This is a genomic window from Geothrix sp. 21YS21S-2 (assembly GCF_030846775.1).
Classification (GTDB): Bacteria; Acidobacteriota; Holophagae; order Holophagales; family Holophagaceae; genus Mesoterricola.
The window spans coordinates 68,056-93,122 of the sequence record NZ_CP132910.1; the positions used below are offsets into that span (position 1 = coordinate 68,056).

21 protein-coding genes are annotated in these 25,067 nt (G+C 69.5%); 8 read left to right on the top strand and 13 right to left on the bottom strand.

Going from position 1 to position 25,067, the window contains the following annotated elements; genetic code table 11:
- Positions 1-118: 118 nt before the first annotated feature.
- Together RAH40_RS00295 and RAH40_RS00300 are read left to right on the top strand one after the other, a co-directional pair.
- A complete protein-coding gene (locus tag RAH40_RS00295) occupies positions 119-472 on the top strand; it encodes an iron-sulfur cluster assembly scaffold protein (protein WP_306600039.1) in 354 nt (117 codons plus the stop codon).
- 84 nt (positions 473-556) lie between these two features.
- Positions 557-1,627 (top strand): alpha/beta hydrolase, encoded by a 1,071-nt coding sequence (locus tag RAH40_RS00300; RefSeq protein ID WP_306600040.1) that lies wholly within the window; start codon positions 557-559, stop codon positions 1,625-1,627.
- On the opposite strand, the gene RAH40_RS00305 is transcribed toward RAH40_RS00300, so the two are convergent.
- From RAH40_RS00305 to RAH40_RS00315, 3 genes are read right to left on the bottom strand one after another with little or no spacing between them, the layout of a single operon-like run.
- Complete coding sequence (locus tag RAH40_RS00305) at positions 1,572-2,690, bottom strand: efflux RND transporter periplasmic adaptor subunit (RefSeq protein ID WP_306600041.1); 1,119 nt, start codon at positions 2,688-2,690, stop codon at positions 1,572-1,574. The genes RAH40_RS00300 and RAH40_RS00305 overlap by 56 nt on opposite strands.
- The gene (locus RAH40_RS00310) at positions 2,687-5,911 is read right to left on the bottom strand and encodes an efflux RND transporter permease subunit (protein ID WP_306600042.1); all 3,225 of its coding nucleotides are present in this window, start codon (positions 5,909-5,911) and stop codon (positions 2,687-2,689) included. Before RAH40_RS00310 ends, RAH40_RS00305 begins: the two co-directional genes overlap by 4 nt.
- Before the next feature lie 7 nt (positions 5,912-5,918).
- Positions 5,919-6,341 carry a MarR family winged helix-turn-helix transcriptional regulator gene (locus RAH40_RS00315; RefSeq protein WP_306600043.1) on the bottom strand — a complete coding sequence of 141 codons (423 nt, stop codon included), beginning with the start codon at positions 6,339-6,341 and terminating at the stop codon, positions 5,919-5,921.
- 131 nt (positions 6,342-6,472) lie between these two features.
- Between RAH40_RS00315 and RAH40_RS00320 the strand changes: the two genes are divergently transcribed.
- Positions 6,473-7,888 (top strand): caspase family protein, encoded by a 1,416-nt coding sequence (locus RAH40_RS00320; RefSeq protein WP_306600044.1) that lies wholly within the window; start codon positions 6,473-6,475, stop codon positions 7,886-7,888.
- Between the two features lie 10 nt (positions 7,889-7,898).
- On the opposite strand, the gene RAH40_RS00325 is transcribed toward RAH40_RS00320, so the two are convergent.
- The 3 genes from RAH40_RS00325 to RAH40_RS00335 are packed head-to-tail and all read right to left on the bottom strand — an operon-like array spanning position 7,899 to position 12,306.
- Positions 7,899-8,321 carry a thioesterase family protein gene (locus tag RAH40_RS00325; RefSeq protein WP_306600045.1) on the bottom strand — a complete coding sequence of 141 codons (423 nt, stop codon included), beginning with the start codon at positions 8,319-8,321 and terminating at the stop codon, positions 7,899-7,901.
- A gap of 20 nt (positions 8,322-8,341) precedes the next feature.
- Positions 8,342-11,179: a hypothetical protein gene (locus RAH40_RS00330; RefSeq protein ID WP_306600046.1), complete on the bottom strand. Its 2,838-nt coding sequence runs from the start codon at positions 11,177-11,179 to the stop codon at positions 8,342-8,344.
- On the bottom strand, positions 11,176-12,306 hold the full coding sequence (locus tag RAH40_RS00335) for a hypothetical protein (RefSeq protein ID WP_306602323.1): 1,131 nt from the start codon (positions 12,304-12,306) through the stop codon (positions 11,176-11,178). Before RAH40_RS00335 ends, RAH40_RS00330 begins: the two co-directional genes overlap by 4 nt.
- A 131-nt stretch (positions 12,307-12,437) precedes the next feature.
- Between RAH40_RS00335 and RAH40_RS00340 the strand changes: the two genes are divergently transcribed.
- Positions 12,438-13,529: a PLP-dependent cysteine synthase family protein gene (locus tag RAH40_RS00340; RefSeq protein ID WP_306600047.1), complete on the top strand. Its 1,092-nt coding sequence runs from the start codon at positions 12,438-12,440 to the stop codon at positions 13,527-13,529.
- Here RAH40_RS00340 and RAH40_RS00345 read toward each other — a convergent pair.
- The 4 genes from RAH40_RS00345 to RAH40_RS00360 all read right to left on the bottom strand — a co-directional run bounded on the left by RAH40_RS00345 (position 13,526) and on the right by RAH40_RS00360 (position 16,764).
- Positions 13,526-14,035, bottom strand: coding sequence for a DUF1697 domain-containing protein (locus RAH40_RS00345; RefSeq protein ID WP_306600048.1), 510 nt, complete (start codon positions 14,033-14,035; stop codon positions 13,526-13,528). The two genes, RAH40_RS00340 and RAH40_RS00345, sit on opposite strands and share 4 nt — an antisense overlap.
- Entirely contained in the window at positions 14,032-14,427 is a 396-nt protein-coding gene (locus RAH40_RS00350; RefSeq protein ID WP_306600049.1) for an MbcA/ParS/Xre antitoxin family protein, read from the bottom strand. The genes RAH40_RS00345 and RAH40_RS00350 overlap by 4 nt, the downstream gene beginning before the upstream one ends.
- A 52-nt stretch (positions 14,428-14,479) precedes the next feature.
- Entirely contained in the window at positions 14,480-16,402 is a 1,923-nt protein-coding gene (locus RAH40_RS00355; protein WP_306600050.1) for an ABC-F family ATP-binding cassette domain-containing protein, read from the bottom strand.
- Between the two features lie 71 nt (positions 16,403-16,473).
- The gene (locus RAH40_RS00360) at positions 16,474-16,764 is read right to left on the bottom strand and encodes a hypothetical protein (protein ID WP_306600052.1); all 291 of its coding nucleotides are present in this window, start codon (positions 16,762-16,764) and stop codon (positions 16,474-16,476) included.
- A gap of 421 nt (positions 16,765-17,185) precedes the next feature.
- On the opposite strand from RAH40_RS00360, the gene RAH40_RS00365 reads away from it, so the two are divergent.
- Positions 17,186-18,679: a metallophosphoesterase gene (locus RAH40_RS00365; protein ID WP_306600053.1), complete on the top strand. Its 1,494-nt coding sequence runs from the start codon at positions 17,186-17,188 to the stop codon at positions 18,677-18,679.
- Position 18,680: 1 nt separating this feature from the next.
- Here the strand turns inward: RAH40_RS00365 and hutU are convergent, their stop codons facing one another.
- On the bottom strand, positions 18,681-20,342 hold the full coding sequence (gene hutU, locus RAH40_RS00370) for a urocanate hydratase (RefSeq protein ID WP_306600054.1): 1,662 nt from the start codon (positions 20,340-20,342) through the stop codon (positions 18,681-18,683).
- A 63-nt stretch (positions 20,343-20,405) separates the two neighbouring features.
- On the bottom strand, positions 20,406-20,702 hold the full coding sequence (locus RAH40_RS00375; RefSeq protein WP_306600055.1) for a hypothetical protein: 297 nt from the start codon (positions 20,700-20,702) through the stop codon (positions 20,406-20,408).
- Positions 20,703-20,849: 147 nt separating this feature from the next.
- Between RAH40_RS00375 and RAH40_RS00380 the strand changes: the two genes are divergently transcribed.
- The 3 genes from RAH40_RS00380 to RAH40_RS00390 all read left to right on the top strand — a co-directional run bounded on the left by RAH40_RS00380 (position 20,850) and on the right by RAH40_RS00390 (position 24,146).
- Complete coding sequence (locus tag RAH40_RS00380; RefSeq protein WP_306600056.1) at positions 20,850-21,476, top strand: hypothetical protein; 627 nt, start codon at positions 20,850-20,852, stop codon at positions 21,474-21,476.
- A 49-nt stretch (positions 21,477-21,525) separates the two neighbouring features.
- Positions 21,526-22,512 carry a hypothetical protein gene (locus RAH40_RS00385; RefSeq protein WP_306600057.1) on the top strand — a complete coding sequence of 329 codons (987 nt, stop codon included), beginning with the start codon at positions 21,526-21,528 and terminating at the stop codon, positions 22,510-22,512.
- A gap of 389 nt (positions 22,513-22,901) precedes the next feature.
- Positions 22,902-24,146: an IS4 family transposase gene (locus RAH40_RS00390; RefSeq protein ID WP_306600058.1), complete on the top strand. Its 1,245-nt coding sequence runs from the start codon at positions 22,902-22,904 to the stop codon at positions 24,144-24,146.
- Positions 24,147-24,899: 753 nt separating this feature from the next.
- Here RAH40_RS00390 and RAH40_RS00395 read toward each other — a convergent pair.
- Entirely contained in the window at positions 24,900-25,037 is a 138-nt protein-coding gene (locus RAH40_RS00395) for a hypothetical protein (RefSeq protein WP_306600059.1), read from the bottom strand.
- Between the last annotated feature and the right edge of the window lie 30 nt (positions 25,038-25,067).

The following is a 25,067-nucleotide window of genomic DNA, read 5'->3' on the forward strand; positions in this document are numbered from 1 at the left end:
CAAAGTGCCGGGCCTTGGCATTTTCCCACAAAAGCACTGAATGCCCAAATAGGAATATGGAACGGGCCGTTCCATCGTTTGGTGCTGCTTTTCCCAACAAATCCATCACACTTGATGGATGCGCAAGGTGCTTCCCTCCTCCATCGGCTTCCGGCTGGTCCCCGGCAATTTCTCCCCCATGAAAGGGGCGGACCGGCATGGGAGGGCCCAGGAGGGCGGCTGTGGCCACGCCATGGACCTATGGCTGAAGCTGGAGGACGGCCGGGTCGCCGCCGGGAGCTTCACCACGGACGGCTGCGAGTCCTTCGTCATCTGCGGCAGCCTGGTGGCCCACCTGGTACAAGGCCGTACCCTGGCGGAGGCCGCCGCCCTGGACGTCGAGGACGTCCTGGAAGCCCTGGGCGACAGCGACGACGCCTCCTACCATTCGGCGGAGCTGGCGCTGGGCGCGCTCAAGGCGGCGCTGGGTTAGCGCAGTCCTTCAAGGCCTGCGAAAAGGATGGGTCCCGGGCCGATCGGCCGGTGCCGAACGCGGGTCCCAGGCTAGCATGGGGTCATGAACCGTCATCTCCTGCTCGTGATGCTCGCCCTGGCTGGCACCGGGTGCACCCATACCACCCTGGCCCGGCGGTTGGTCCGGGCACCGAATCTTCAATCGGCGCCGTCCCTCCAATCGACCGCCTTGGCCAGTGCCTTCACGGACGTGTCGGTGCCCAGCCGAACGCCCGGGGTTCTCCTGAATGCGCAGGTCGTCGAGCCCGGAGACTGGCATCTCTCCTACAGCTGTTCCGTGGAGAAGACGAAGAAGGCGTTCGAAGCCAACCTCCAGATGTCCTTCGACAAACCCGACTTCTTCATGGCCCGGCCCAAGGGGACCGTGATCCTTCTGCACGGGTACCGGCAGCAGAAGGAGCAGATGCTCCCTTGGGCCCTCTCGCTGGCCCAGCAGGGTTTTCGATGCGTGATGGTGGATCTCAGGGGGCATGGAGGGTCGTCGGGGGAATGGATCGGCTTCGGCGCCTTCGAGGTGGAGGACATGCGGTCCGTCCTGGAAGCCCTGGTCGCGCGCCGGCTGGTGGCGGGGAGAACAGGCGTGATCGGGGTGTCGCTGGGAGCCAGCGTGGCGCTCCAGTGGGCCGGGGCCGATCCCAGGATCGCCACGGTTGTCGCCATCGAGCCCTTTGCGGACCCCCAATCCGCGATCGGGACCATGGTCCACGCCTTCCCTCCTTTCAGGCGGCTGCTCTGGTGGGCGTCGGAGAGTACGATCCGGAAGGCCATCCAGGAGGCACCCGGGAAGGCCGGATTCACCTGGGCCGAGGTGGATGTGCCGAAGGCCGCGGCGGCCGTCAACGGCCCCATCCTGTTCATTCACGGGGCGGACGATGCGATGGTTCCGCCGGACCACAGCCGCCGGTTGAGTGCGGGTGCCCCGGCCGGAAGCCGACTGCTCATCGTTCCGGGGGAGGACCACATCTCGTTGGCCCTTCGGCTTCAACCCCTGGATGGGATTGTTCACGCCTGGTTCAATCAGAACCTGGCGGAAAGCGCGCCGGCCCCGGACGGGGAGGCTACTTCGGGGCGGCCGGTTCCCCCGCCTGCACCTGGTCCCCGTCCGCCAGGGTGACGGAAGGGTTCAGCACCACCTTCTCACCCGCCTTGAGGCCGGCCAGGACGCGCACCCGGGAGCCCGAGTCCTCGCCCAGCACCACGGGACGCAGGACCACCCGGGAATCCGGGCCCACCACGGCCGCGTAGGTCCGTTCCGCCTTCAGGAGCACGGCTTCGGAAGGGATCTCCAGCCTCCCGGACTCCCTGGCGAGACCCAGGCTGAGCCGCACGGCGCCGCCGGCCACGAAGGCGCCGTCCCGGTTGTCCAGGTCGGCCTCGGCCAGCAGCGTGCGGGTGCGGGGATCCAGGGCGCCCGAGAAGCGCGCCACCTTGACGGCGCGGGCCAGGTCGGGGCGGTCCGCGGGGCGCACGGTGAGCTCCTGGCCCACCCGGATCCGGGAGGCCACCTGCTGGTCCAGGTAGAATGCCACCCGCAGGTGGTCCACCTGGGCCAGGGAGACCAGGGGCTGGGAGGACGTGCTGTTGCTGGCGTTCTGGATGAGGGCGCCGGGGTCGGCGAAGCGCTGGGTCACCACGCCGGCGAAGGGGGCCGTGACGTTGCGGTAGCCCTGCAGCACGCCCTGGCTGGCCAGCTTCTCCTCGGCGATGCGGGCCGCGGCCTCCGCGTCGTCCTGGTCCCGGGCGCTGACGATGCCCTGGGCGCCCAGCTGGCGCAGGCGCCCGGCATAGCTCCGCTTGTTCCGGGCGTCGGCCTTGAGGGCCTGGAAGTCGCTGTCCACCTCGGTGGACTCGATCACCGCGATCACCTGGCCCTTCTTCACCGGGGAGCCCTTGTCCACCCGGATCTCGCGCAGGAAGCCGGCCACCTTGGAATAGACGGTGGTGGAGAGGTAGGGCAGGGCCTCTCCGGACAGTTCCAGGGTGCGGGCGTCGCCGTCCCCCCCGGCCAGGGCCACCCGCACGCGGGGACCGGCCTCCTGGTCCGAGCGCAGGCGCCGGGCCTCGTGGCGAACACCGGTGCGCTGCACGCCCCACAGCACGGCGATGGCGGAGGCGCTCACCAGCAGGATGGCGATGCCGCCCAGGCGGAAACGGGAGAAGGTCGGATCGTTGCTCATGCTTCACTTCCTTGCTGCTCGGTGTGGAACTTTTCGTCCAGGAGGTGGGCCGTGGGGGGCTTCTTGCGGAAGAGGCTGTAGACCACCGGCACGATGAACAGCGTCACCACCGTGGCCATCAGGAGCCCGCCGATGACGGCCCGGCCCAGGGGCGCGTTCTGGCTGCCGGCCTCGCCCAGGGCCAGCGCCATGGGGACCATGCCCAGGATCATGGCCAGGGCGGTCATGAGCACCGGGCGCAGCCGGGTCCGCCCTGCGGCGAAGGCCGCCTCCAGGGCGGTCATCTCCGGATGGGCCACGCGCACGTCGTTGGCGAAGCTCACCAGGAGGATGGAGTTCGACGTGGCGATGCCCACGGCCATGATGGCGCCCATGAGGGACTCCACGTTCAGGGTGGTGCCCGTGAAGGCCAGCATCCAGAGGATCCCCACCAGGGCGCCCGGCACGGCGAAGAGGATGATGAAGGGGTCCAGCCAGCTCTGGTAGAGCACGGCCATCAGGAGGTACACCAGGGCGATGGCGATGACCAGGCCCCCCGCCAGGTTCACGAAGGCCTCCACCATCACCTCGGACTGGCCGCGGATGCGGATCCGGGTGTTGGGGGGCAGGGGGCCGAGGTCGCGGATCCGGGTCCGGATGTCGCCCACCACGGAGCCCAGGTCGCGGCCCTCCACGCCCGCCATGACGTCCAGCACGCGCTGCACGGTGTAGTGGTTGATCTCGCTGGCGACGTTGATCCTGTTGAGGGAGGCGAAGTTGGACAGGGGCTCCGAGGGCGGCTGCGAGGCGGGCCCGGCGCCCTGGAACGTCGTGGTCTGCAACAGGGCCGAGCCCCCCGGGAGGCTGAAGGGCGTGGCCATGAGGTCCCGCGGGGTCGCCATGCGGGACAGGGGGGTCTTGACCGCCACGGTGTAGTTCACGCCCGTGACGGGGTCCAGGTAGTAGGACGGCGCCAGCTGGCCGTTGCCCGAGAGCGAGACCAGGAGGCCGTTGGCCACGGCCTGCTGGTTCAGGCCCAGCTGGGCCGCGCGCAGGCGGTCCACGTCCACCCGGTAGCCCGGGGCGTTCACCACCTGCTTGAGCCGCACGTCCACGGCGCCCGGCACCTGCCGCATGCCGGCCTCCAGGCGCCGGGCCACCTCGGCGCTGGCGGCCAGGTTGGGGCCCTCCACCTGCACGTCGATGGCGGCGGGGATGCCGAAATTGAGCACCTGGCTCACGATGTCGGCGGACTGGAAGTAGAAGCCGACGCCCGGGAAGCGCCTGGGGAGCTCCTCCCGAAGGGCCTTCATGTAGGCGGCGGTGGGCCGGTGCCCGTGCTTGAGGGAGATGGAGACGTCCGCGTCCTGGCTGGTGACGTTGTCGGTGGGGATGAAGCCCATGTTGAAGGCGCTGGGCACGCCGATATTGCTGTTGATGGTGGCCAGCTCCCGGGCCGGCACCAGGTCGCGCACCGCGTCCTCCACCTGGGCGATGACGCGCTCGGTCTCCTCCAGGCGCGTGCCCGAGGGCGCGCGCACGTGGAGCTTCATGAGGCCCACGTCCACGGCCGGGAAGAAGTCCCGCCCGAGCACCCCCAGCAGGCCCACGCTGAGGACGGCGAAGGCCACCGCCAGGCCCAGCACGAAGACCCGGTGGTGCAGGACCCGGTCCAGGAGCCGCCCGTAGGCGTCCTGGAAGCGCGTGAAGCCCCGCTCGCGCCAGGCGTTGAAGCGCCCCAGGCGGGTCCCGGGGGCGTGGTGGTCGTGCTCCAGCAGCATGCGGGCCAGGGTGGGCACCAGGGTGCGGGAGAGGAGGTACGAGGCCAGCATGGAATAGACCACCGCCATGGCCAGGGGCGTGAAGAGGTACTTCGCCGGCCCCACCAGCAGCACCACCGGGAAGAACACGATGCAGATCGCCAGGGTGGCCACGATGGCCGGCACCGCGATCTGGCTGGCGCCGTCCAGGATGGCCACCGTCAGCGGCTTGCCCATGGCCTGGTTGCGGTGGATGTTCTCCACCTCCACCGTGGCGTCGTCCACCAGCATGCCGATGGCCAGGCTCAGGCCGCCCAGGGTCATGATGTTCATGGTCTGGCCCGAGACCTTCAGGCCGATGATGCCCGCGAAGATGGCCAGCGGGATGCTGGTGCACACCAGCAGCATGGCCCGCCAGGACCCCAGGAAGAACAGGATCATCAGCGACACCAGCAGGGAGGCCATGAAGCCCTCCTTCACCACGTCCGAGATGGCCCCGCGCACGAACTGGCTCTGGTCGAAGTCGAAGTTCAGCTCCAGGCCCTTGGGCGCGGCGGCCTTGATGACGGGCAGCATCTCCTTCGCCGCGTCCACCACCGCCAGGGTGCTGGCGTCGGCCTTCTTGAGGATGGCCAGGTAGGTGGCCCGGTTCCCGTTGATGCGCACGATGTTGGTCTGGTCCGTGAAGCCGTCGTACACCTGGGCCACGTCCCGCAGGTACACGGGCGACCCGTTCACCAGCTTGAGGGGGATGTTCCTGAGGTCCTCGATCCTCGAGGGGTTCGAGTTGGTGAGGATGGGCAGCTCGCGCGCGCCCAGGCGCGCCAGGCCCGCGGGGACGATGACGTTCTCCGAGGAGACGGCGGTCACCACGTCGGCGGGGCCGAGGCCCCGGGCCGCGAGCTTGGCGGGGTCGATGTCCACCGAGATCTGGCGGCCCCTGCCGCCGAAGGGCGCCGGCGTGGACAGCCCCGGGATGGTGAAGAGCCGGATGCGGATGAAGTTGAGGGAGTGGTCGTAGATCTGCTGCTCGGAGAGGGTCTCGCTGCGCGCGGTCAGCTGCACCACGGGCACGTTGCTGGCGTTGAACTGGATGATGTTGGGGGGCGTCATGCCCGGGGGCAGGATGCGCAGGATGGCGTTGGTCACCGAGCCGATCTGGGCGATGGCCCCGCCGATGTCGGTGCCCGGCTGGAAGTACACCCGCAGGACCCCCACCCCCTGGATGCTCTGGGACTCGATGCGCTCGATGCCGTTGACCGTGGTGGACATGGCCCGTTCGCTCACGTTGACCACCCGGCGTTCCATCTCCTCGGGGCTCAGGCCGGAATAGCTCCACACCACCGTGACCACGGGGATGTCGATGGCCGGGAAGATGTCCACCGGCATGCGCCGCATGGAGAGCGCGCCCATGAGGAGGAAGAGCATGCACATGACGGCGATGGTGTAGGGACGGCGCAGGGCGAGCCGGACGATCCACATGGGGGCGTTACCTCAGATCGGACGGGGCCCCGTCCAGGTGGTCCAGGTTGTTCTTCAGCTTGTGGAGGAGCGCCCGCACGGCCTTGCGCTCCCCATCGTCCAGGCCCGCTTCGAGGCCCTCCCGGACGGCGGTCCGGAACCCCACGAGGCTGTCCACCTTGGCCCGCCCCCCGGCGCTCAGCTCCAGGCGCGTCTTGCGCCCGTGGCTGGGGTGGGCCAGCACCTCCACCCAGCCCTTGCGCACGAGCGCCTGGACCATGCGGGTGGCGGTGGGCTTGTCCAGCCCCAGCGCCCCGGCCAGCTGGCCGTGGCAGAGGCCCGGCGCGTCCGAGAGCACCCGCAGCACCTGGTACTGCTGGGGCGTTATCCCGTGCGGGGCCAGCAGGCGCCACGTCACCTGCCGGAGGCGGCTCCGGACGACGGAGAGCATGAGAGGCAGGCTGGCTTCATCCCAGGGGACCAGAAGTTGCATAAGCAACAAGTATGAACAAAAACGACCGGATGGCCAACTTTTTGCCGGGTGGACTAAGCTGGAGCCATCCCCTTCCCTCCGAGGTGACCATGCTCCGCTTCCGGGCCCTGGCCTTGCTCCTGGTCACGTCCCTGGCCCTCGCCCAGCAATCGGCCGATCGGGCAATTGCCATCCGGCCCCCGGCTCAGCCGCAGGATGAACCGCGCATCGCCCTGGTGATCGGCAACAGCGCCTACCGGGAGGGGCCCCTGCGGAACCCCGTCAACGACGGCCGGGCCATGGCGGAGGCCTTGCGCTCCTGCGGCTTCCAGGTCGATCTCGTCCTGGACGCCGACCGGGCCGGAATGTCCGCGGCCGTGCGCGAATTCGGCCGGAAGATCGCCGGAGGCGGCGTCGGCCTGTTCTATTTCGCGGGCCACGGCATGGCCGTGCGGGGCTCCAACTACCTGATCCCCGTGGGGGCCGACATCGCCGCGGAGCACGAGGTGCCGGTGCAGGCCCTGGACGTGGCCTTCATCCTGGGCTGGATGGAGGCGGCCCGGAACCGGCTGAACATCCTCGTCCTGGACGCCTGCCGGAACAACCCCTTCGCCCGGACCTTCCGGTCCTCCAGCCGGGGGCTGGCCCAGATGGACGCGCCCGCCGGCAGCTTCGTCGCCTACGCCACGGCCCCGGGCAGCACGGCCAACGACGGGCTGGGCGGGAACGGCCTGTACACCCAGCACCTCCTGGAGGCGCTCCGGGAGCCCGGCCAGACCGTGGAGCAGGTCTTCAAGCGGGTGCGGGTGGGGGTCAAGCGGGACTCCGGGGATCAGCAGATCCCCTGGGACAGCAGCTCGCTCACGGGGGAATTCCTCTTCCGCCCCGGTTCGGCCCCGGCGCCCCTCGCGGCTCCGGCGAGGCCCCTGCCGGCCGCCTCCCCCCGGCAGGGCGGCCTCCAAGTGGCCGTGGAGGCGCCCGAGGCCAAGGTCTACCTGGACGGCGAGTTCAAGGGGACCGCGGGCCCCGGTGCGCCGCTGGACCTCCCGGGCCTGGTCCCGGGCGAGTCCCTCCTGCTGGTGGAAGCCCCGGGGCACATCGCATCCCGGCAGAACATCCGGATCGAGGCCGGCGCCTGGCTCCGGGCGGCCCCGGTCCTCCGGAAGGCCATGAGGCTGACCGTCTACCGGCGGCCCAACACCATCAACTTCGCGCTGGGCAACTACGAGGTCTGGCTGGACGGCCGGAAGGCGGCGATCCTCAAGAACGACGGCTACGTGGACCTGGTGATCCCGGCGGGCCGGCACACCCTGAACGTCCAGCAGGAGGCCAGCGAGTACGGCGTCACCGTGGAAATCGACGAACCCCGGAAGCTGGCGCGGTTCTTCCGGGTGTGGAAGGCCAACTTCAAGGCCAGCCCGCCGGAGTTCACCGAAGTGGACGAGGCCACCTGGAAACAGGAGGCCGTCCGGTTCAAGAGCCGCCCCATGGCGCTGCTCCCGGAGGCCGCTCCGCCCAGGCGATGACCCGCCGGGCTCAGATCCCGGCCGCCGGCTCCACGGAGAAGGCCGCCCGCACCTCGTCGCTCACGTGGGTGGGCCGGCCGGTGCGCAGGTCCATGGGGCACCAGAGGGTGCGGGCCCGGGCCAGGAGGGTGCGGTCGCCGGCCCGGAGGATCTCCGTGTTGCGCTCGAACGTGCGTTGGCTGGCCGGGCCCACCCAGGTGCGGGCGATGATGGCGTCGCCCGGCAGGGCCGGGCGCTTGTAGTCGATCTCGTGGCGCACCACCACCCAGAAGAGCGCCTCCTGGGCCTCCCGGGAGGCCTTGGCGGTCCAGTGGGCGATGGCGGCCTCCTGCACCCAGCGCAGGTACACGACGTTGTTCACGTGGTTGAGCTGGTCGATGTCCTCGGGCAGGACGTCCAGGGACAGTTCATAGGGGGCGTGGGCGTTTTCCATGCTCCATGGTACCCGGGCGTTTACGCCACCTCCAGAACCACCAGCCCGTCCTGCCGCACGCTCTTCCCCGCCACCGGCAGGATGTCCCCCACGCGGAAGGGCCTTCTCCGTTTGCGGTAGGCGTCCGGGAAGGCCACGGCCTCGCACAGCGCCGTCTCGTCCTCGAAGGTGACGAACTGCATGAGGTCGCCCTTCTCGGTGCGCACGGTCTTCTCGGCCACCACCAGGGCCCAGAAGCGCAGCTGGTGGCCGGGGCGGGCCACGTCGGCGGCGCGGTGGGGGGCGCCGCCGTGGCGGGCCCGCTGGAGGGCGGCGGGGTGGATCTCCAGGGTCAGGCCCAGGAGCTCCAGCTCCAGGGAGGCGCGGTCGAAGGGGTCGGTGGGGCGGGGCCGCACGCCCTCGGGGATGCCGCCCAGGCGCGTCCACAGGAGGCGCGTGCGGTCGCCGTCGGGGGCCCAGCGGTCGAAGGCGCCGCCCGAACCCAGGGCCTCCACGGTGGGCACGGAGAGGCTCACGCGCTCCAGGAGCTCCTCCAGGCTCGCATAGGGCCCGCGGCGCTCCCGGTCCTCCAGCAGGGCCTCCACCTCGCCGCGCTGGGCGCCCTTGACGGCCATGAGGCCCACCCGCAGGCCGCGGTCCCCCTCGGCGGCGAACTCCCACCTCGACAGGTTGGCGTCGGGGCCGCGCACCACCAGGTTGTGGCGCCGGGCGTCGCCCAGGTAGGCGATGGGGGCGTAGAAGCCGCCCTGGTTGGTGATCACCGACGCGAAGAACACCGCCGGGTGGTGGGCCTTGAGCCAGGCGCTCTCGAAGCTCACCTGGGCGTAGGACGCCGAATGCGGCTTGCAGAAGGAGTAGCCCCGGAAGGTGCGCACCATGTCCCACACCTCGTCCACCACGGCCGGGGGGATGCCCTGGGCGGCGCAGCCCTCCCGGAACCGCGCCTCGAACAGCGGCAGCTTCACGGAGCAGTCGTCCTTGCCCAGGACCTTGCGGAGCTTGTCGGCCTCCTCGTGACTCCAGCCCGCCATGGCCATGCCCACGCGCACCACGTCCTCCTGGTACACCAGCACCCCGAAGCTGTCCGACAGCAGGGACCCCAGCACGGGGTGGCTGGGCGCGTAGGCCTCCTCGCCGCGGCTGCGCCGGACGTAGGTGTCGATCCAGCGGTTGGCCGCGGGGCGGATGAGGGAGCTGTGGATGACCAGGGTCTCGAAGTCGCCCTTGCCCACGCGCTGCTGCAGCTGGCGGGTGGCGGGGCTCTCCACGTAGAAGACGCCCATGGAGTCGCCCCTGGCCAGCAGGCCCTGGGTGGCGGGGTCCAGGCGGGGGTTCCAGTGCAGCGGCGCCGGCGCCCGGTCCCCCAGCACCTCCAGGGCGTCGCGCACCACGGCGAGGCTGCGGTTGCCCAGGAGGTCGATCTTCACCAGGCCGTAGTCCTCCACGCCGTCCTTGTCCCACTGGGTGATCGACACCCCCTCCTTGGCCGGAGCGGGCTGGAAGGGCACGTGGTGCCACAGGGCCCCGGGGGCGATGACGGTGCCGCCGGGGTGCACGGAGAGCTGGTGGAAGTGGCCGCGCAGGGCCTCGGCCTGGGCGAGGATGGGGGCCCAGGCGGGGTTGTCCTGGATGCCCTGCATCCCCTCGTCCCAGCCGCGGATGAAGCGGGCCAGGACCTTGAGCTCGGCCTCGGGGCGGCCGTGGGCCAGCGCCACGTCCCGCAGGGCGCCCTTGGGCTTGAAGTACACGTGGTTGGAGACCATGGCCACCCGCTCCTGCCCGTAGCGCCGGAAGACGGAGGCGATGACCTCGTCCCGCTCGTCCCAGGCGAAGTCCACGTCCAGGTCCGGCGGGTCCACGCGGGCATCCGACAGGAACCGCTCGAACATGAGGTTGGTGGCGATGGGGTCCACGTTGGTGATGCCCAGGAGGTAGCTGACGATGGAGGCCGCCCCCGAGCCCCGGCCGCAGGTGCGCGTGGCCCTGGCCTCGCGGATGATGTCGTGCACGGCCAGGAAGTACCCTGCGAAGCGCTTGCGCCGGATGAGGTCGAGCTCCAGGTCGATGCGGGCCTCCAGCTCCGGGGGCGGCGCGGCGTAGCGCTTCGGGATGCCCTGGCGGAGCCTGGATTTGAGCTCCTCGTCCAGGTCCAGGTCGGGCGCGCACATGGGCCGGGGCATGACCCAGTCGCCCCAGTGCATGCGCCAGGCCCGCACCTTCTCCAGGATCCCCTCCGAGGCCCGGGTGATGGCGGGGTCCGCGCCGGGAAAGCGGGTCTCCCAGGAGGCCCGGGTGACGGCGGCGTCCCGGGGCTCCCACAGAGGCTCCACGCGGGTGACCGTGGAGCGCTCGGCCATGGCGCGCTTGAGGCGGTGCAGCTCCAGGCCGGCCTCGCGGCGGAAGCGCAGCACCTGGGGGGCGGCGGCGGGGAGGCCCCGGGAGGCGGCGGCCATGGCCTCCATCCGGTTGCGGGCGTGGGCGAGGAGATAGGGCGCGAAGCCCTCCCGGGCCAGGTACTCCTGGCCCTCCAGGGTCTCGGCCAGGAGCACGCAGTCCCGGGGCGGGTCCCCCTCGCGGCCGTGGGCCTGGTCCGTGAGGAGGCGGCACAGCTCGGCGTAGCCGCGGTCGGTGTGGGGCAGGGCGCCGAAGTCCAGGCCCCGCCAGGTGAAGCGGGAGGCCAGGAGGGGCGCGAGGCCCGCGGCCAGGGCCTCCTCCCGCAGGCGCGGCCACCCGTGGAGGCCGTGGTCCCAGGAGGCCACGCAGCCGTAGCCCAGGCGCCGGGCCAGCGCCACGGCCATGGGCGCGGGGTAGACGCCTTCCCCGGTGGAGAAGTCGGTCACGGCGAGCAGGAAGGTCATGCGGATTCACCCTCCTCCAGGGCCCAGCCGGGCAGCACGGGCTTGTCGGGGAAGCGCCTGCGGAGCCGGGTCAGGGTGTTCTCCAGGGCGCCCAGCTTGCGGGTGAGCGGCGCCTCGAAGAGCCCCCGGCTCCGCCCCAGCCCCCAGGCCATGTGCAGCTCCAGCCGGTGCACGAGGATGCGGCGTTCGGCCCCCTGGCGGAAGGCGGCCTCCACGAGGCGGGCCAGGAGCATGGCGGGCTCGGCCAGGGCCTCGGCGGGGGCCTGCCAGCGGTGGGCCACGCCGTCCACGTCCCACCAGCGCAGGGTGAGCTGCCGGGGGGAGCGGCCGTCGTTCCAGAAGCGCTCCAGGCACCAGAAGGCCAGGGGGACCTCCTCGGGGAGGCAGGCGGGCTCCAGGCGCCAGGGGTGGCGGGACTCCCCCAGGGGATCGGCCAGCATGGGCAGGCGGGGCCGGTCCTCCCCCCGGGCCCGGGAGAGGGCCAGGCGGGCGTCGGGCTCGGGCATGATCTGGCTGAGGGTGGGCAGGGGCACCGGCTGCAGGTCCCCGAAGCGGGCCAGCCCCAGGCGCTGGAGCCGGTAGCGCACCCGGGGGGTGATGTCGGGCAGGCGGCCCAGGGGGTGGGGCGCCAGGAAGACCTGCTCGGAGCCGTCGGGCACCTCCGCCAGGGCCTCCGGGGTGCGGGTGGCCAGGCGCGCCGCCGTGGCGCTCTGGGAGAGCCCCCCCTGGCTGGTCCAGCCCATGGACTGCGCCAGGTCCCGCTGCATGCGGCTGGCGGCGTCCCGGGGCCCGCCGTAGAGGCGGGCGGTGCCGCGCAGGTCCACCAGGGCCTCGCCCATGCGCCCCAGGAGGCCCTGGGGGCTCCAGTGCTGCAGGAACTCGCCCAGGAGCCCCTGGGCCTCCCACCAGGTCTGGGGGGCCGGGTCCAGCACCCGCAGGCCGGGCAGGCGCCGCAGGGCCTGGTCCATGGGCTCGCCGGGGGCCACCCCCTCGGCCCGGGCCAGGCGGTTCACCAGCCAGAGGCAGGGGGTGCGCTGGGCGCCGGGGCTGAGAAAAGCCAAAGGCCGCTCCTTCAGGCCTGCGTCCGCCTGACAGGCCATCTGGAACGGCATTTCGGGAACCCACATCGCCAGCACGCTCGACCTCCGAGCGCTTAAATATGGCGCAAAAAAAACGAAAAGAAAGCGGCAATTTTTACTGCATTGTGTGCATGGCAATTCCGATTGTTTCCCTGGGACGCTGGAAGCCCGAGGCCACCGTGATCCCACTCGACATCCCCCGCCGCATCCACGACCTGGGCCACCTGGTGGGCAACACCCCCCTGCTGGCCGTGCACTTCACGTACAAGGGCCGGCCCCGGCGCATCTTCGCCAAGGCCGAGAACCTCAACATGACCGGCAGCATCAAGGACCGCATGGCCCTGCACGTGCTGAAGATGGCCTACCAGCGCGGCGTGCTGGCCCCGGGGGCGGCCCTCGCGGAGGCCACCAGCGGCAACACGGGCATCTCCTTCGCGGCCCTGGGGCGGGCCCTGGGGCACCCGGTGACGATCTTCATGCCGGACTGGATGAGCCAGGAGCGCAAGGACCTCATCCGCAGCCTCGGCGCCGCCATCCGCCTGGTGAGCAAGGAGGAGGGAGGCTTCCTGGGGAGCATCCGGCTGTCCGAGGAACTGGCCGCCTCCACCCCGGGCTGCTTCCTCCCCTGCCAGTTCTCCAACACCGACAACGTCGAGGCCCACCGCACCACCACGGGCCCCGAGATCTGGTGGCAGCTGAAGTTCCAGGGCCTCACCCCGGACGCCTTCGTGGCGGGCGTGGGCACTGGCGGCACCATCATGGGCGTGGGGGCCTTCCTGAAGGAGATGCACCCCGGCGTGAAGCTCCACCCCCTGGAGCCCGCCAACTCCCCCACCATGAGCACCGGCCACAAGGTGGGCAAGCACCGGATCCAGGGCATCTCCGACGAGTTCATCCCGTCCATCGTCAAGCTGGGCGACCTGGACGGCATCATCGCGGTGGACGACGGCGACGCCATCCTCATGGCGCAGCTGCTGGCCGGCCGCCTGGGCCTGGGCGTGGGCATCTCCAGCGGGGCCAACTTCCTGGGGGCGCTCAAGGTGCAGGAGGAGCTGGGGCCGGACGCCGTGGTGGTGACGGTCTTCTCCGACGACAACAAGAAGTATCTCAGCACCGACCTCATGCGGGAGGAGCCGGCGAAGCCGGGCTTCCTGTCCCCGGACGTGGAGCTGACGGGCTTCGAGGCCTGCAAGCGGGTGTGCATGACCTGCTGCGACGACACGTCCTGCGCCTACGTGGGAACCGGCGCCGGGAGGCCCTGCGGGCGCTAGAACAGTTCCAGCAGCTTCGTCACCGTGCGCCAGTTCCTGCCGGTGGAGGTGGTGCCCAGGCGGCTGTCGAACCAGGCGTTGGTGAGCTTCGTGCGGGCGGCGCCGTTGGGCAGGCGGAGGTACACCTCCCGGCCGCGCAGGGCGAAGCTGTCCTCCCCGTTGGAGCCGGAGTCCAGGGGCCGGGGCGCCCCGGCCAGGAACAGCACCTGGAGGATCGCCTCGTCGCCGGGCCAGGGGTTGTGCCGCACCACGTCGAGGAGCTCGTCCCGGGTGCGCAGGATCACGGGGGCCGGAATGCCGAAGCGTTCGAGGATGGCGGCGGCCATGCGCTCCGGCAGCTCCGCCGCCAGGGCGGGTTCCGCCGTGAAGAGCACGTTGCCCGACTGGATGTAGGTGCGCACGTCGGCGCACCCCGCCCCGGCGAAGAGCGCGGCCAGGTCCTTCATGGGCAGCGGATGCTTGCCGCCCACGTTGACGCCGCGCAGGAGCGCGACGTGGTCGGTCATCCGACGCCCATGTGGGCGTCCAGGAGCCGGCGCACGTCGGCCAGGTCCAGGACCCGCCCGCGGGTCATGAGGTCCAGGGGGGCCAGGCCCTCGAAGAGGGGGCTGGCGTTGGGTTCCCGCATCCAGGCCAGGGCCCGGGCCGGTTCGGGGAGGAGGAGCTTCAGGCCCTTCCAGATGGCCATGATGCAGCAGATGCGCTGGAGGGTGTCGCGGCCGAGGGCGGCCCGGCCGCCTTCCTTCCAGGCGAAGAAGGTGGCGCGGGGCGGCTGGCCCAGCAGGGCCATCTCCTGGCGCTGGTCCAGGCGCCACAGGGCGGTGACCAGGAAGAAGCCCTTGAGTGCGGCTTCGGCGAGATCCGCGCGGATGTCTTCGGGGAGGAGGGGCAGGGGCATGGTGGCCTTTCGTTCCTCCATCATGCGCGGAATCGGAAAAGGCGGGCGATTTTCAGCCCCGCTTCTCCTCCAGCTCCAGCCACTCCAGCTCCAGTTCCTCCAGGCGGGCCTTGGCCTCGTCCCGGTCGCGCAGCGCCTTGTGGCCGGGGGCGTCGGCGGTGATGAAGGCCGCGGGGTCGGCCATGGCGGCCTCCAGCTCCTGGATGCGGGCGTGGAGCGCGGCCATGGCGGCGTCCACCTCCGCCAGGCGCCGCTCCTCCTTCTGGGAGAGGCCCGCCTTGCGCTTGCCGGCCTCCCGGGTCTCGGCCCGGGCCGCCTTGCCCGGGGCCTCCGCCCTCGGGGCCTCCTGGGCGCGCTCGGCGCGCAGGCGGCGCACGGAGGACGGGTTGCCTTCGTACATCTCCCACCGGGGCTCGCCTTCGGGGTTGTAGGCCAGGGTGTGGGTGGCCACCTGGTCCAGGAAGAACCGGTCGTGGCTCACCAGGAGCAGCGAGCCCGGGTAGTCCAGGAGCGCCTCCTCCAGGTTCTGGAGCGTGGGGATGTCCAGGTCGTTGGTGGGCTCGTCCAGCACCAGCAGGTCCGAGGGCAGCAGCATGGCCTTGGCCAGCAGGAGCCGGTTGCGCTCGCCGCCCGACAGGGTCCCGGCCATGCGCTTCTGCTGGTCGGCGGGGAAGCCGAAGCGGGTGAGGTACACCAGCACCAGCAGCTCCTGCCCGCCCACCTTGACCATGGAGGCGCGCTCGGCGATGTTGTCGGCCACGGAGAGGTCCGCCCGCAGTTCGCCCCGGCCCTGGGAGATGGCCGAGATGGAGAGCTTGGGGTGGCGGTGGATGGTGCCGGAGGTGGGCTCCAGCTCGCCCAGCAGGAGTTTCAGGAGCGTGGACTTCCCGCAGCCGTTGGGGCCCAGGAAGGCGATGCGCTGCCGGCGCTGGAGCACCAGGTCGATGCCCCCGGCCAGTTCGACCCCGGCGCCCGGGTAGCTGAAGCGGATGTTCTCGGCCGACAGGAGCGAATCGGAGCGGTTGGCGCCTCCGGCGAAGGTGAGGCTGGTGCGCTGCTCCAGGCGGGTGCGGTCCTTCACCTCGTCGCCCAGGTCCAGCACGTCCTGGATGCGCAGCTTGGATTTGCGGGTGCGGGCCTTGGCGCCGCGGCGGAGCCAGGCCAGCTCCCGGCGCAGGCGGTTCTGCATGTGCTCGGTGAGCCGGGCCTCCCGGAACTCCTTGTCGCTGCGCTCCAGGAGGTAGTCGCTGTAGGAGCCGTCGTAGCTGGTGACGCCGCCGTTCTCCAGCTCCAGCATGCGGTCCACGACGCCGTCCAGGAGGTGGCGGTCGTGGGTGATGAGCAGCAGCGCGCCGCCGAATCCCTGGAGCCAGAGCTCGAGCTTTTCCACCTGCTCGGGGTCCAGGTGGTTGGTGGGCTCGTCCAGCACCATGACGTCCGGGTCCTGGAGCCAGGCCTGGGCCAGGGCCACACGCTTGCGCCAGCCGCCGGAGAGCGACTCCACCGTGGCCTCCAGGTCCAGCAGGCCCCAGGTGGTCTGGGCCTCCTTGAGCCGCGGTTCCAGGTCCCAGCCCATGTGGTGGAGGTGGTGCTCCACGCCGTCCAGCTCCATGTGGAGCCGCTCGGCCTGGTCGGGGGTGGCGGCCTGAAGGGCCTCGTGGATCTCCCCGTGGCGGGCGATGAGGGCCCGGTGGTCCCGGAGGGCCGCTTCCAGGGCGCTGCGCACCGTGGCGTCCGGGGCGAAGTGGGGGTCCTGGGCCAGGTGGGCCACCCGCAGCCCCTGGGTGAGGACCACCTCGCCCTCGTCGGGCGTGTCCTCCCCGGCCAGGAGCTTGAAGAGCGTGGACTTGCCCGCCCCGTTGCGCCCGATGAGGCCCACCTTCTCCCCCATCTGCAGGCCGAAGGTCAGCCCCTCGAGGATGGGCTGGGCGCCGAAGCGCTTGGTGACCTTGACGAGACTGAGGGCGACGGCCATGGAGACTCCTGAACCCTCCAGCATCGCACGAGGCGGCGCGGGCTTCACCTGGGAAGGGGGAAGGGGCCCCTTCAGCGGGACGCGATGAGCTCCCGCCAGCCCTCGAGCGCGCCCAGGAGGGCATCCAGCTGCTCGGGTTCGGTGGTGCGGAACCGGCTCACCAGCTTCCAGCCCTGGGCCGCCTTCTGGTAGCGGTGCAACCACAGGTGGGGCCCCTCCCAGGCGCCTTCCGGCGCGCGGGTGCGCACGAGGAACGCCACCGTGGTCCAGGGCCCCCGGGCCAGGACGCGCCGGCCCAGCTCCTCGATGCCGGACTCGTCGTCGTGCTCCAGGATCAGGTCGTCGATGTCGGGGATGATCATGGCGGCTCCGGGTGTGGCCTTCATTCTCCGGCGGCAGGTAATCCAAGCATATGCTTAATCTATTCATGCATCGGTGATGGTGATCTCAATACATAAATATAACAATAAGGCATAATATTAAATTTTAAGGGTTGACCTGCACTCAAAATAAAAATAATAATTTATTATGTCGAAGAGCCTTCTCCTCCCCCTCTCCCTTCTGCTCCTTGCCTCCGCCTGCGGCGGAGGTGGTTCCCGCGCGACCCGGGACCCCCAGACTCACAGGACTCCCGAGCCTCCCCCGACCCCCGAGCCTCCCCCGACCCCCGAGCCTCCCCCTACCCCCGAGCCTCCCCAGACTCCCGGGACTCCCCAGACCCCCGGTACCCCCCGGACCCCCGGGACCCCGCCGGCCACGCATCCCAAGCCCAGCGAGATTCCCGTGCTCGCCGTGCCCGGGGCCTTCCTGGTGCCCCCCTATCTGCAGCTGGGGCCGGCCCCGTCCCCCAACCGGCTGGCCCTGCTCTGGCAGACCCGGGACGCCGATGCGGCGTGGGCCGTGAACGTGCTCCGGAAGGGGCAGTGGCGGTCCGCGGGCCCGGTCTCCTTCGTGAAGGTCGACGTGCCCTCCGAACCCCACCACCGCGTGTACACGGCCGATCTGACGAAGCTGGAGGCGGGGGCGAAGTTCGCCTACCAGGTCACCCGGGACGGACATGCCGTCTTCCAGGACCACGGCACGGCCCTCAAGGCGAAAGGCCAGCCCCAGCGGGTGGTGGTGGCGGGGGACCTGGTCACGACGAGCCCTGCAAGCCAGGATGCCTTCCGCGCCCTGGCGCGGCAGATGGCCGCCGCCCATCCGGACCTGCTGGTGGTCCCGGGGGACATCGTCAACATGGAGGGCCATGCCGGCCAGTACCGGGAGCTCTTCTTCCCGAACCTCAACGCCGATCCCGGCGCCTCCGCGGGCGGGACCGTGCTGCGCAACACCGTGACGGCCGCGTGCCTCGGGAACAACGATACCGACCGCGTCTTCGAGTTCAGGAACGGCCACCTCAGCTTCACGCCCAGGCCCAACGGCCTCGCCTACTACTACTACTTCAGCCAGCCCCTGAACGGGCCCGCGTTCGGGATCAACCACGACCCCGCCAACGCCCACAAGATGATGACCCCCGTGCTGAGCCCGCCCTCCCTCTTCGCGGGGTTCCTGGCCGCCGCCAGGGACCGCTTCCCCGCCATGGCGAACTACTCGTTCGACTCGGGGGGCGTGCACTGGACCTTCCTGGACTCGAACCTGTACTCCCAGTGGGCCTATTCCCACCGCACCCTGCCGGCCCACCACTGGCAGGACCGCACCCCCGAGGCGGACGTCCTGGTGCAGCAGCTCAAGGACTGGCTGGACAAGGACCTGGAGGCCGCCCAAGGCGCGGACTGGCGCTTCGTGGTGTTCCACCACCCGGCGTTCAACGTGGGCCACGAAGCGGGCTGGAAGTACACCGAGACCTGGATGCGCCAGATCTGGCCCATCCTGGAAAAGCGCCGGGTCTCCCTGGTCTTCACGGGCCACCTGCACAGCTACCAGCGCACCCGGCCCCTGCGCTTCACGCCCAGGCCCGCCGGCGCCACCGAAAGGGCCCACTTCGGCAACCCCGCGAACCTCGTGGAGGACACGGCCTTCACCGGCCAGAACGGCGCGACCAAGGCCAACGGCGTCATCCACATCGTCACCGGCGCCGGGGGGGCCAACCCCAAGGACTACCCCTACCCGCCGGGCCACCCCGACTACCCCGGCCAGACGCCGCCCAAGCCCTACCCCGTGCATCTCCGCTGGCGGACCACCTGCTTCTCGCAGCTGGACATCACCGGGGACAAGGTGGACTTCAGGCAGGTCGGCACGGACGGAGCGGTCCTGGACCACTTCACCCTGACGCGGTAGCTCAGCCCATGGGCACGTGCAGCCCGATCTTCCCGGCGTGCTCCCTCGCGGATTCGTACCCGGCGTCGGCATGGCGGAAGACGCCCATGGCAGGGTCGTTCCACAGCACCCGCCGGATGCACCGGTCCGCGCGCTCCGTGCCGTCGGCCACGATGACCACGCCGGAGTGCTGCGAGTAGCCCATGCCCACGCCGCCGCCGTGGTGGAAGCTCACCCAGGAGGCGCCGCCGCTGCAGGCGGTCATGGCGTTGAGGAGCGGCCAATCGGAGACGGCGTCGGAGCCGTCCTTCATGCCTTCGGTCTCGCGGTTGGGGGAGGCCACGCTGCCGGAGTCCAGGTGGTCGCGGCCGATGACGATGGGCGCCTTGAGCTTGCCCTCCCGCACCAGCTCGTTGAACTTGAGCCCGGCCAGGTGGCGCTCGCCGGCGCCGATCCAGCAGATGCGCGCGGGCAGGCCCTGGAAGGCGATCTTCTCCTGGGCGGCCTTGATCCAGCGGATCATGCCCTCGTTTTCGGGGAAGAGCTCCATCATGGCCCGGTCCGTCACCGCGATGTCCTCGGGGTCGCCCGAGAGCGCGGCCCAGCGGAAGGGTCCGATGCCCTTGCAGAACAGGGGCCGGATGAAGGCCGGCACGAAGCCGGGGAAGGCGAAGGCGTTCCCGCAGCCGGCGCGCTGGGCCTGGGCGCGGATGTTGTTGCCGTAGTCGAAGGTGACCGAGCCCGCCTCCTGGAAGGCCAGCATGGCCTCCACGTGGGCGCGCATGGAGGCCAGGGCCCGCTGCACGTAGGCCTCGGGCTCGTCCTTGCGCATGGCCGCGGCCTGCTCCAGGGAGAGGCCGGCGGGGATGTAGCCGTTGTACTCGTCGTGGGCCGAGGTCTGGTCCGTGACCAGATGGGGCCGCGCGCCCCGGCGCACCAGCTCGGGCAGCACCTCGGCGGCGTTGCCCAGGAGGCCGATGGAGACGGCCTTCTTCTCGCGCACGTAGCGCTCCACCCGGGCCAGGGCGTCGTCGAGGTCGTCGGTCCATTCGTCGAGGTAGCGGGTCTGGAGGCGCTTGTCGATGCGGGTGCGGTCCACCTCCACGCAGAGGGCCACGCCCCCGTTCATGGTGACCGACAGCGGCTGGGCCCCGCCCATGCCGCCCAGGCCCGCGGTGAGGGTCCAGGTGCCCGCCAGCGTCCCGCCGAAGTGCTGGCGCGCCGCCTCGGCGAAGGTCTCGTAGGTGCCCTGCACGATGCCCTGGCTCCCGATGTAGATCCAGCTGCCCGCCGTCATCTGGCCGTACATCATCAGCCCCTTCCGGTCCAGCTCCCGGAAGTGCTCCCAGGTGGCCCACTTGGGCACCAGGTTGGAGTTGGCGATGAGCACCCGGGGCGCGTCGGCGTGGGTGCGCATCACCCCCACGGGCTTGCCGGACTGCACCAGGAGGGTCTCCTCGTCGCCGAGGTGCTTGAGCTCCTTGACCAGCGCGTTGAAGCAGTCCCAGTTCCGCGCCGCCTTGCCCAGGCCGCCGTAGACGATGAGGTCCTCGGGGCGCTCGGCCACGTCGGGGTCCAGGTTGTTCATGAGCATGCGCAGCGCCGCCTCCTGCACCCAGCCTTTGCAGTGCAGGTGGGTGCCGTGGGGGGCGCGGATCACGGGGGCTTCGGTGGCGTGGGTCATGGCTGGGGTCCTTTGCGTCCCCCCATTTTCCCACGGGGGGTACGGACCTTGATCAAAAGTTCCCTAGACGGCCCTTTGCCCGGTGACCCCCATGGCCAGGTGTCCCGCCTTGGCCGAGCCGGCCAGGGTGTCCCCCCCGCAGGTGAGGTCCAGGTCCAGCATGATGTTCATGGGCCGGGGCAGCTTCATGGACCAGCGGAGGTGGCCGTCCTCCAGCACGGGGTCCACCAGGGGCGTGGACTGGCCGTCCGCGGTCACGGTCCCGGCGACGGCCCCGCCCTCCGTGGTGAGGGCGATCCGGAAGGTTTTCGCGCCCATGGGGGAATTGACGGTCAGGTCCCAGGTTCCATCGAAGCTCATGTCGGTTCCTTTACAAGGGTTGAATTGAGGATACTCCGCCCCCGGGGATTTCCGTTCAACCCACCTTTTCAACCGTTCAGGGAATGCCCGGGTCTATGCGGGTGAACGTGCAAAACTCGAGAATCCACCCCTGATCCGGAGGCATCATTGAAGATTCCGCTCATCCTGGCTGCGTCCCTTCTCGCGATCAGCCCCCTTTCGGCCCAGAACTTCGAAGTGGGACTCTTCGCCGGCCAGCAGACGTACAAAAGTCCAGGATATTCCTTCACCAACACGACCCCCTCAGGTTCGGTCAACTACAGCACCGAATCCGCCACGGTCGTGGCGGCGAGGTTCGGGTACACGGTCCTCGGCTTCGGCCCGGCCAGCCTCCAGCTCACGGCCGCCTACCAGCCCAAGGTCTCGGCCCAGCAGACCTACACGAACACCGCCACCCACGCGACGGAGGTCGTGAATTCCAAGGCCGGGTACTATGCGGCCGGAGCCATGCTCCGCCTGCGGGCCCCCCTGGACCTGGGCGCGGGCCTGGAATACCGCTTCGAGGGCGCGAACGTGCGCTATGGCGACAGCACCTACCAGCGGCCCTGGGCCCGCCTCCATGCGGGCTTCAGCTTCCCCGCGCCGGTCGTGAAGCCCTTCGTGGTCCTGGAATTCGCCTTCCCCCTCACCTCGACGAGCCTCGGAGCCGGCGACGCCACCTCCAACAACGACACGCTGGCCAAGGCCTCGGGTCCCAAGGCGCAGGTCGGCATCTACGCGGGCGTCCGGTTCTGAAACGGGCCATTTGAATCCCCAATCCCGCCGCCGCTGGTAAAGTGACCGGATGGACGCCAGACTCCCTTCGATTCCGCATCTTCCCCGCGCCGGCCGGGGGTCCATCCTGCTCGCCACCCTCGCCGTCCTCGGTTTCCTGGGCTGCCGGCAACCCGAGCCGGTCGGCCAACGTCCCGCCGCCCGCCGCTACACCTATACCCCGCGCCCCTATCCCGTGGACGAGCGCGGTTTCTCCCCCGTGGACAAGGCCCTGGCCAAGGCCTACGCCCTGGAGGAGAAGGTGGCGGACGATGCCGAGGGCTCCCTCGGTCCCTACGTGATGAAGGTCATCTCCGGCTATCCCGTCGATGGTTCCTACCCCTATCACTGCGGCTGGGAACCCCGGGAATACGACATCTACAACGGCGTGACCCAGGACCAGTGGTTCAAGGGCATGGTCGTGGCCAAGGCCTATCCGGACGGATCCCGTGTAAGTTATTGCTGCGGCTTCACCTTCGAAGTCTTCATGCGGGCGATGAAGCTGCGCAACATCCAGAAGGGCCTGGACCCGGACGACTTCAACGGCATGACCTTCCACGATCTGTTCAACCTGTTGCAGATCTGGTACATCGAAGGACCGGGCGATTCCGAGCAGCGCGGCATCGTCAGCTACGGCCTGGGCCGCGCCATCACGGACCTGGAGGAGGCGCGCCCCGGCGACTTCCTCAGCTACAGCACCCATCCGGCCGGCGGCCATGCGGTCGTATTCATCGACTGGATCCGGGATGCCCGGAAGAACATCACCGGGCTCAAATACTTCTCGTCGAATCTCAATGGCTCCGCCGGCGTGGGCTACGGCCAGAACCTCTTCAGCGACGCGAACAACGGCACCGGCATCCTCCGCGAAACCCTGCGCATCGGCCGCGTGGGGGCGATCAAGGACTACCGGCCCTTCCAGCGGGTCGAGATCCCGCAGCGCAACGCCTATGCGCCCACACAGCCGGATAGGGTCCTCTACCTCCCTGCGCCGAAGCCGGGGGGAGCAACTCCACGCTGAGGAGCGCCTCGCCGGGGAGAAGGCGCGTTCAAGGACCCGGCCGATCCAGAGAACCGACATCCCGGATCCGTCCGGGGATCTGCGGTCATCGCAGGTGAGGGTTGGCGGGATCCTCTTGCCAGGAAGGATGGGCGGCCCTGAGATGGAACTACCTTCCGCCCCCGTTTTACGTCCAGGCCAAGTGCTGCGCACTAAGCCCGGATTCTGCAGTTGAAGTCCCAAGGCCTGGATTTGTAGGAGGTCCCCACCCCAGCACCCGCTGTCGAGGTGAGATGGAGGAGACGAATTGCGGGTGATTGAATCCCTTTTTCATCCCCGCCCATCCAAATACTATTAGTACAGATATTGATAATTCGCCATAGATGCTTATTTTTCAAGAAGAGGCGACCATGGCGAGAACCGAGGCAAAACTCCCGGTGGGGAGCCGTATCGCGGACTACATCAGTCTTGGTGTGGTAGCCAAGACCTTCCCCCGGGCCAAGGTGGAGGAGGTTCTCAACAGGACCGGGAAGGCCAGCGCCCGGCAGCGGGACCTTCCAGCCCATGTGGCCATGTATTACGTGATCGCCCTTGGCCTATACATGGAGGTCTCCTATCGGGAAGTACTGCGCTGCCTCCTTGAAGGGATTCAATGGCTGCAGGGGAAGCATCCCGAGCCCAGGGTCGTCGCTCCTTCCAGCATCACGCAAGCCCGCACCCGGCTGGGCTGGGAGGCGGTCCGGCTTCTCCATGACGAGGTGGTCAAGCCCATCGCCACCGAGGAAACCCAAGGTGCCTGGTTTCGCGAATGGCGCCTGGTGAGCCTTGATGGCAGCACGATGGATGTACCTGATGAGGCGGAGAACCGGGAGGCTTTTGGGGTCCAGACCGGACCCAAGGGCGACAGTGCTTTTCCGGCAATCCGGTTTCTATCCCTAGTCGAGACTGGCACCCGGGTTTTGTTCGGCAGCCGGATGGCTCCCTATCTGACCGGCGAATTGACCTTGGCCGAAGAAGTTCTCCCTCTGCTCCAGCCCGGCATGCTCTGTATGGCGGACAGGGGGTTCTACGGCTTCCGGACCTGGAACACCGCCAGGGCTACCGGCTCCGAGCTGGTTTGGCGCGTCAAGAAGAGCCTGGTGCTCCCCCGGGAAAAGGAACTGGAGGACGGGAGTTGCCTTAGTCGCGTCTATGAGTCCCAGAATGACCAGAAGCAGAAGCGCGATGGGGTGGTGGTCCGGGTGGTGGACTACACCCTGACAGGTGTTCCGAACCCGGAACCGGTCTACCGCCTGATCACGACCATCCTGGATCCCACGCGAGCCCCGGCTGCGGAACTTGCAGCTCTTTACCCCGAACGATGGGAGATCGAAACTGCCTTTGATGGGCTCAAGACCCATCTCCGAGCCGGGAAGCTCACCCTTCGTAGCAAGACCCCCGACCTAGTCCGACAGGAATTCTACGGGCTGATGATGGCCTATTTCGCCGTTCGCGGCCTAATGCACGAAGCGGCCCAGGTGGGGGAGGTCGACCCGGATCGCCTATCGTTCGTCCATGCCGTAAGAGTGATCAAGCGGAAAATGACGCAGATCGCGTCTCTCCCCCCCTCGGGCCGTCCCCGCCTTCCACGAAAGGGTGTTGCACGAACTCCTTGAGGAACGCGTCATGCCCTGCCGACACCGACAGAATCCCCGGGGCGTATGACGCAGAACGAGGCCCTGGCCAACCGTAAAGCGTTCAGAGCGGGGCCCAACCCGTCGAATGGGGCCTTGCGTCACCATCAGGACTGAACCCTGGGTGAACGGAAATGCACGAAATAACTAAGCTAACAGTATTGCCGCCCATCCCCGTTCATCCCCGGCCCGTTTTTTTGCCGGTGTGAGTCGGCGCGTTCGCGCTCGGTTTCGAACCCCGGCCCCGGCTGCATTAAGCGACTGAATTTGCCGGGGATCCTGCCTTCCTTCCCTGCGGTGGAGCAACCTGGGCCTTGATCAGGCAGGCCTACCAGGCGATTGCCCCCTTGTTCTGGGGAAAACGAATGGAGCTCCATGAAGTCGCTGAAATCATCAGGGCGTGGATCAACCAGGCCCTTTGATCCTGATCCTCTTCATGGGCCGGGGAGCTTATCCGGTGCAGTGCCTTGCTGCCTGGCCCGTGGTCCAGTCCTTCCCCTTCTTCTTCCGGAGCGGCGGGGTGGCCTTCCAGGAAGTGGGCGTGGCCCTGAAGGCGCCGGACGGGGGGCCCTCCCCCCAGGTTCGCCGCGCGGCCCGGCTCCTGGCCGGCGCCGTCACCCTCCTGCTGGCGCTCATCGTCTTCACGCCACTGGTGAAGACCTGGTACCGCCAGATCCTGGGCCTGGACGCCTCCCTTCTCCCCTTCGTCCTGGTCCCCTCCCGCCTGCTCCTGGCCTACCCCGTCCTGGAATACGCCCCCAGCTGGCAGCGCACCCGCTGGATCCTGGCGGGCCGCACCCGCATCATCACCGAGGCCACGGCCCTGGAGATCGGCTGCCTGGCCGTGGCCATGGGCGTCCTGGTCCTGGGCATGGGCTGGCGCGGCACCCTCGCCGCCGCGGC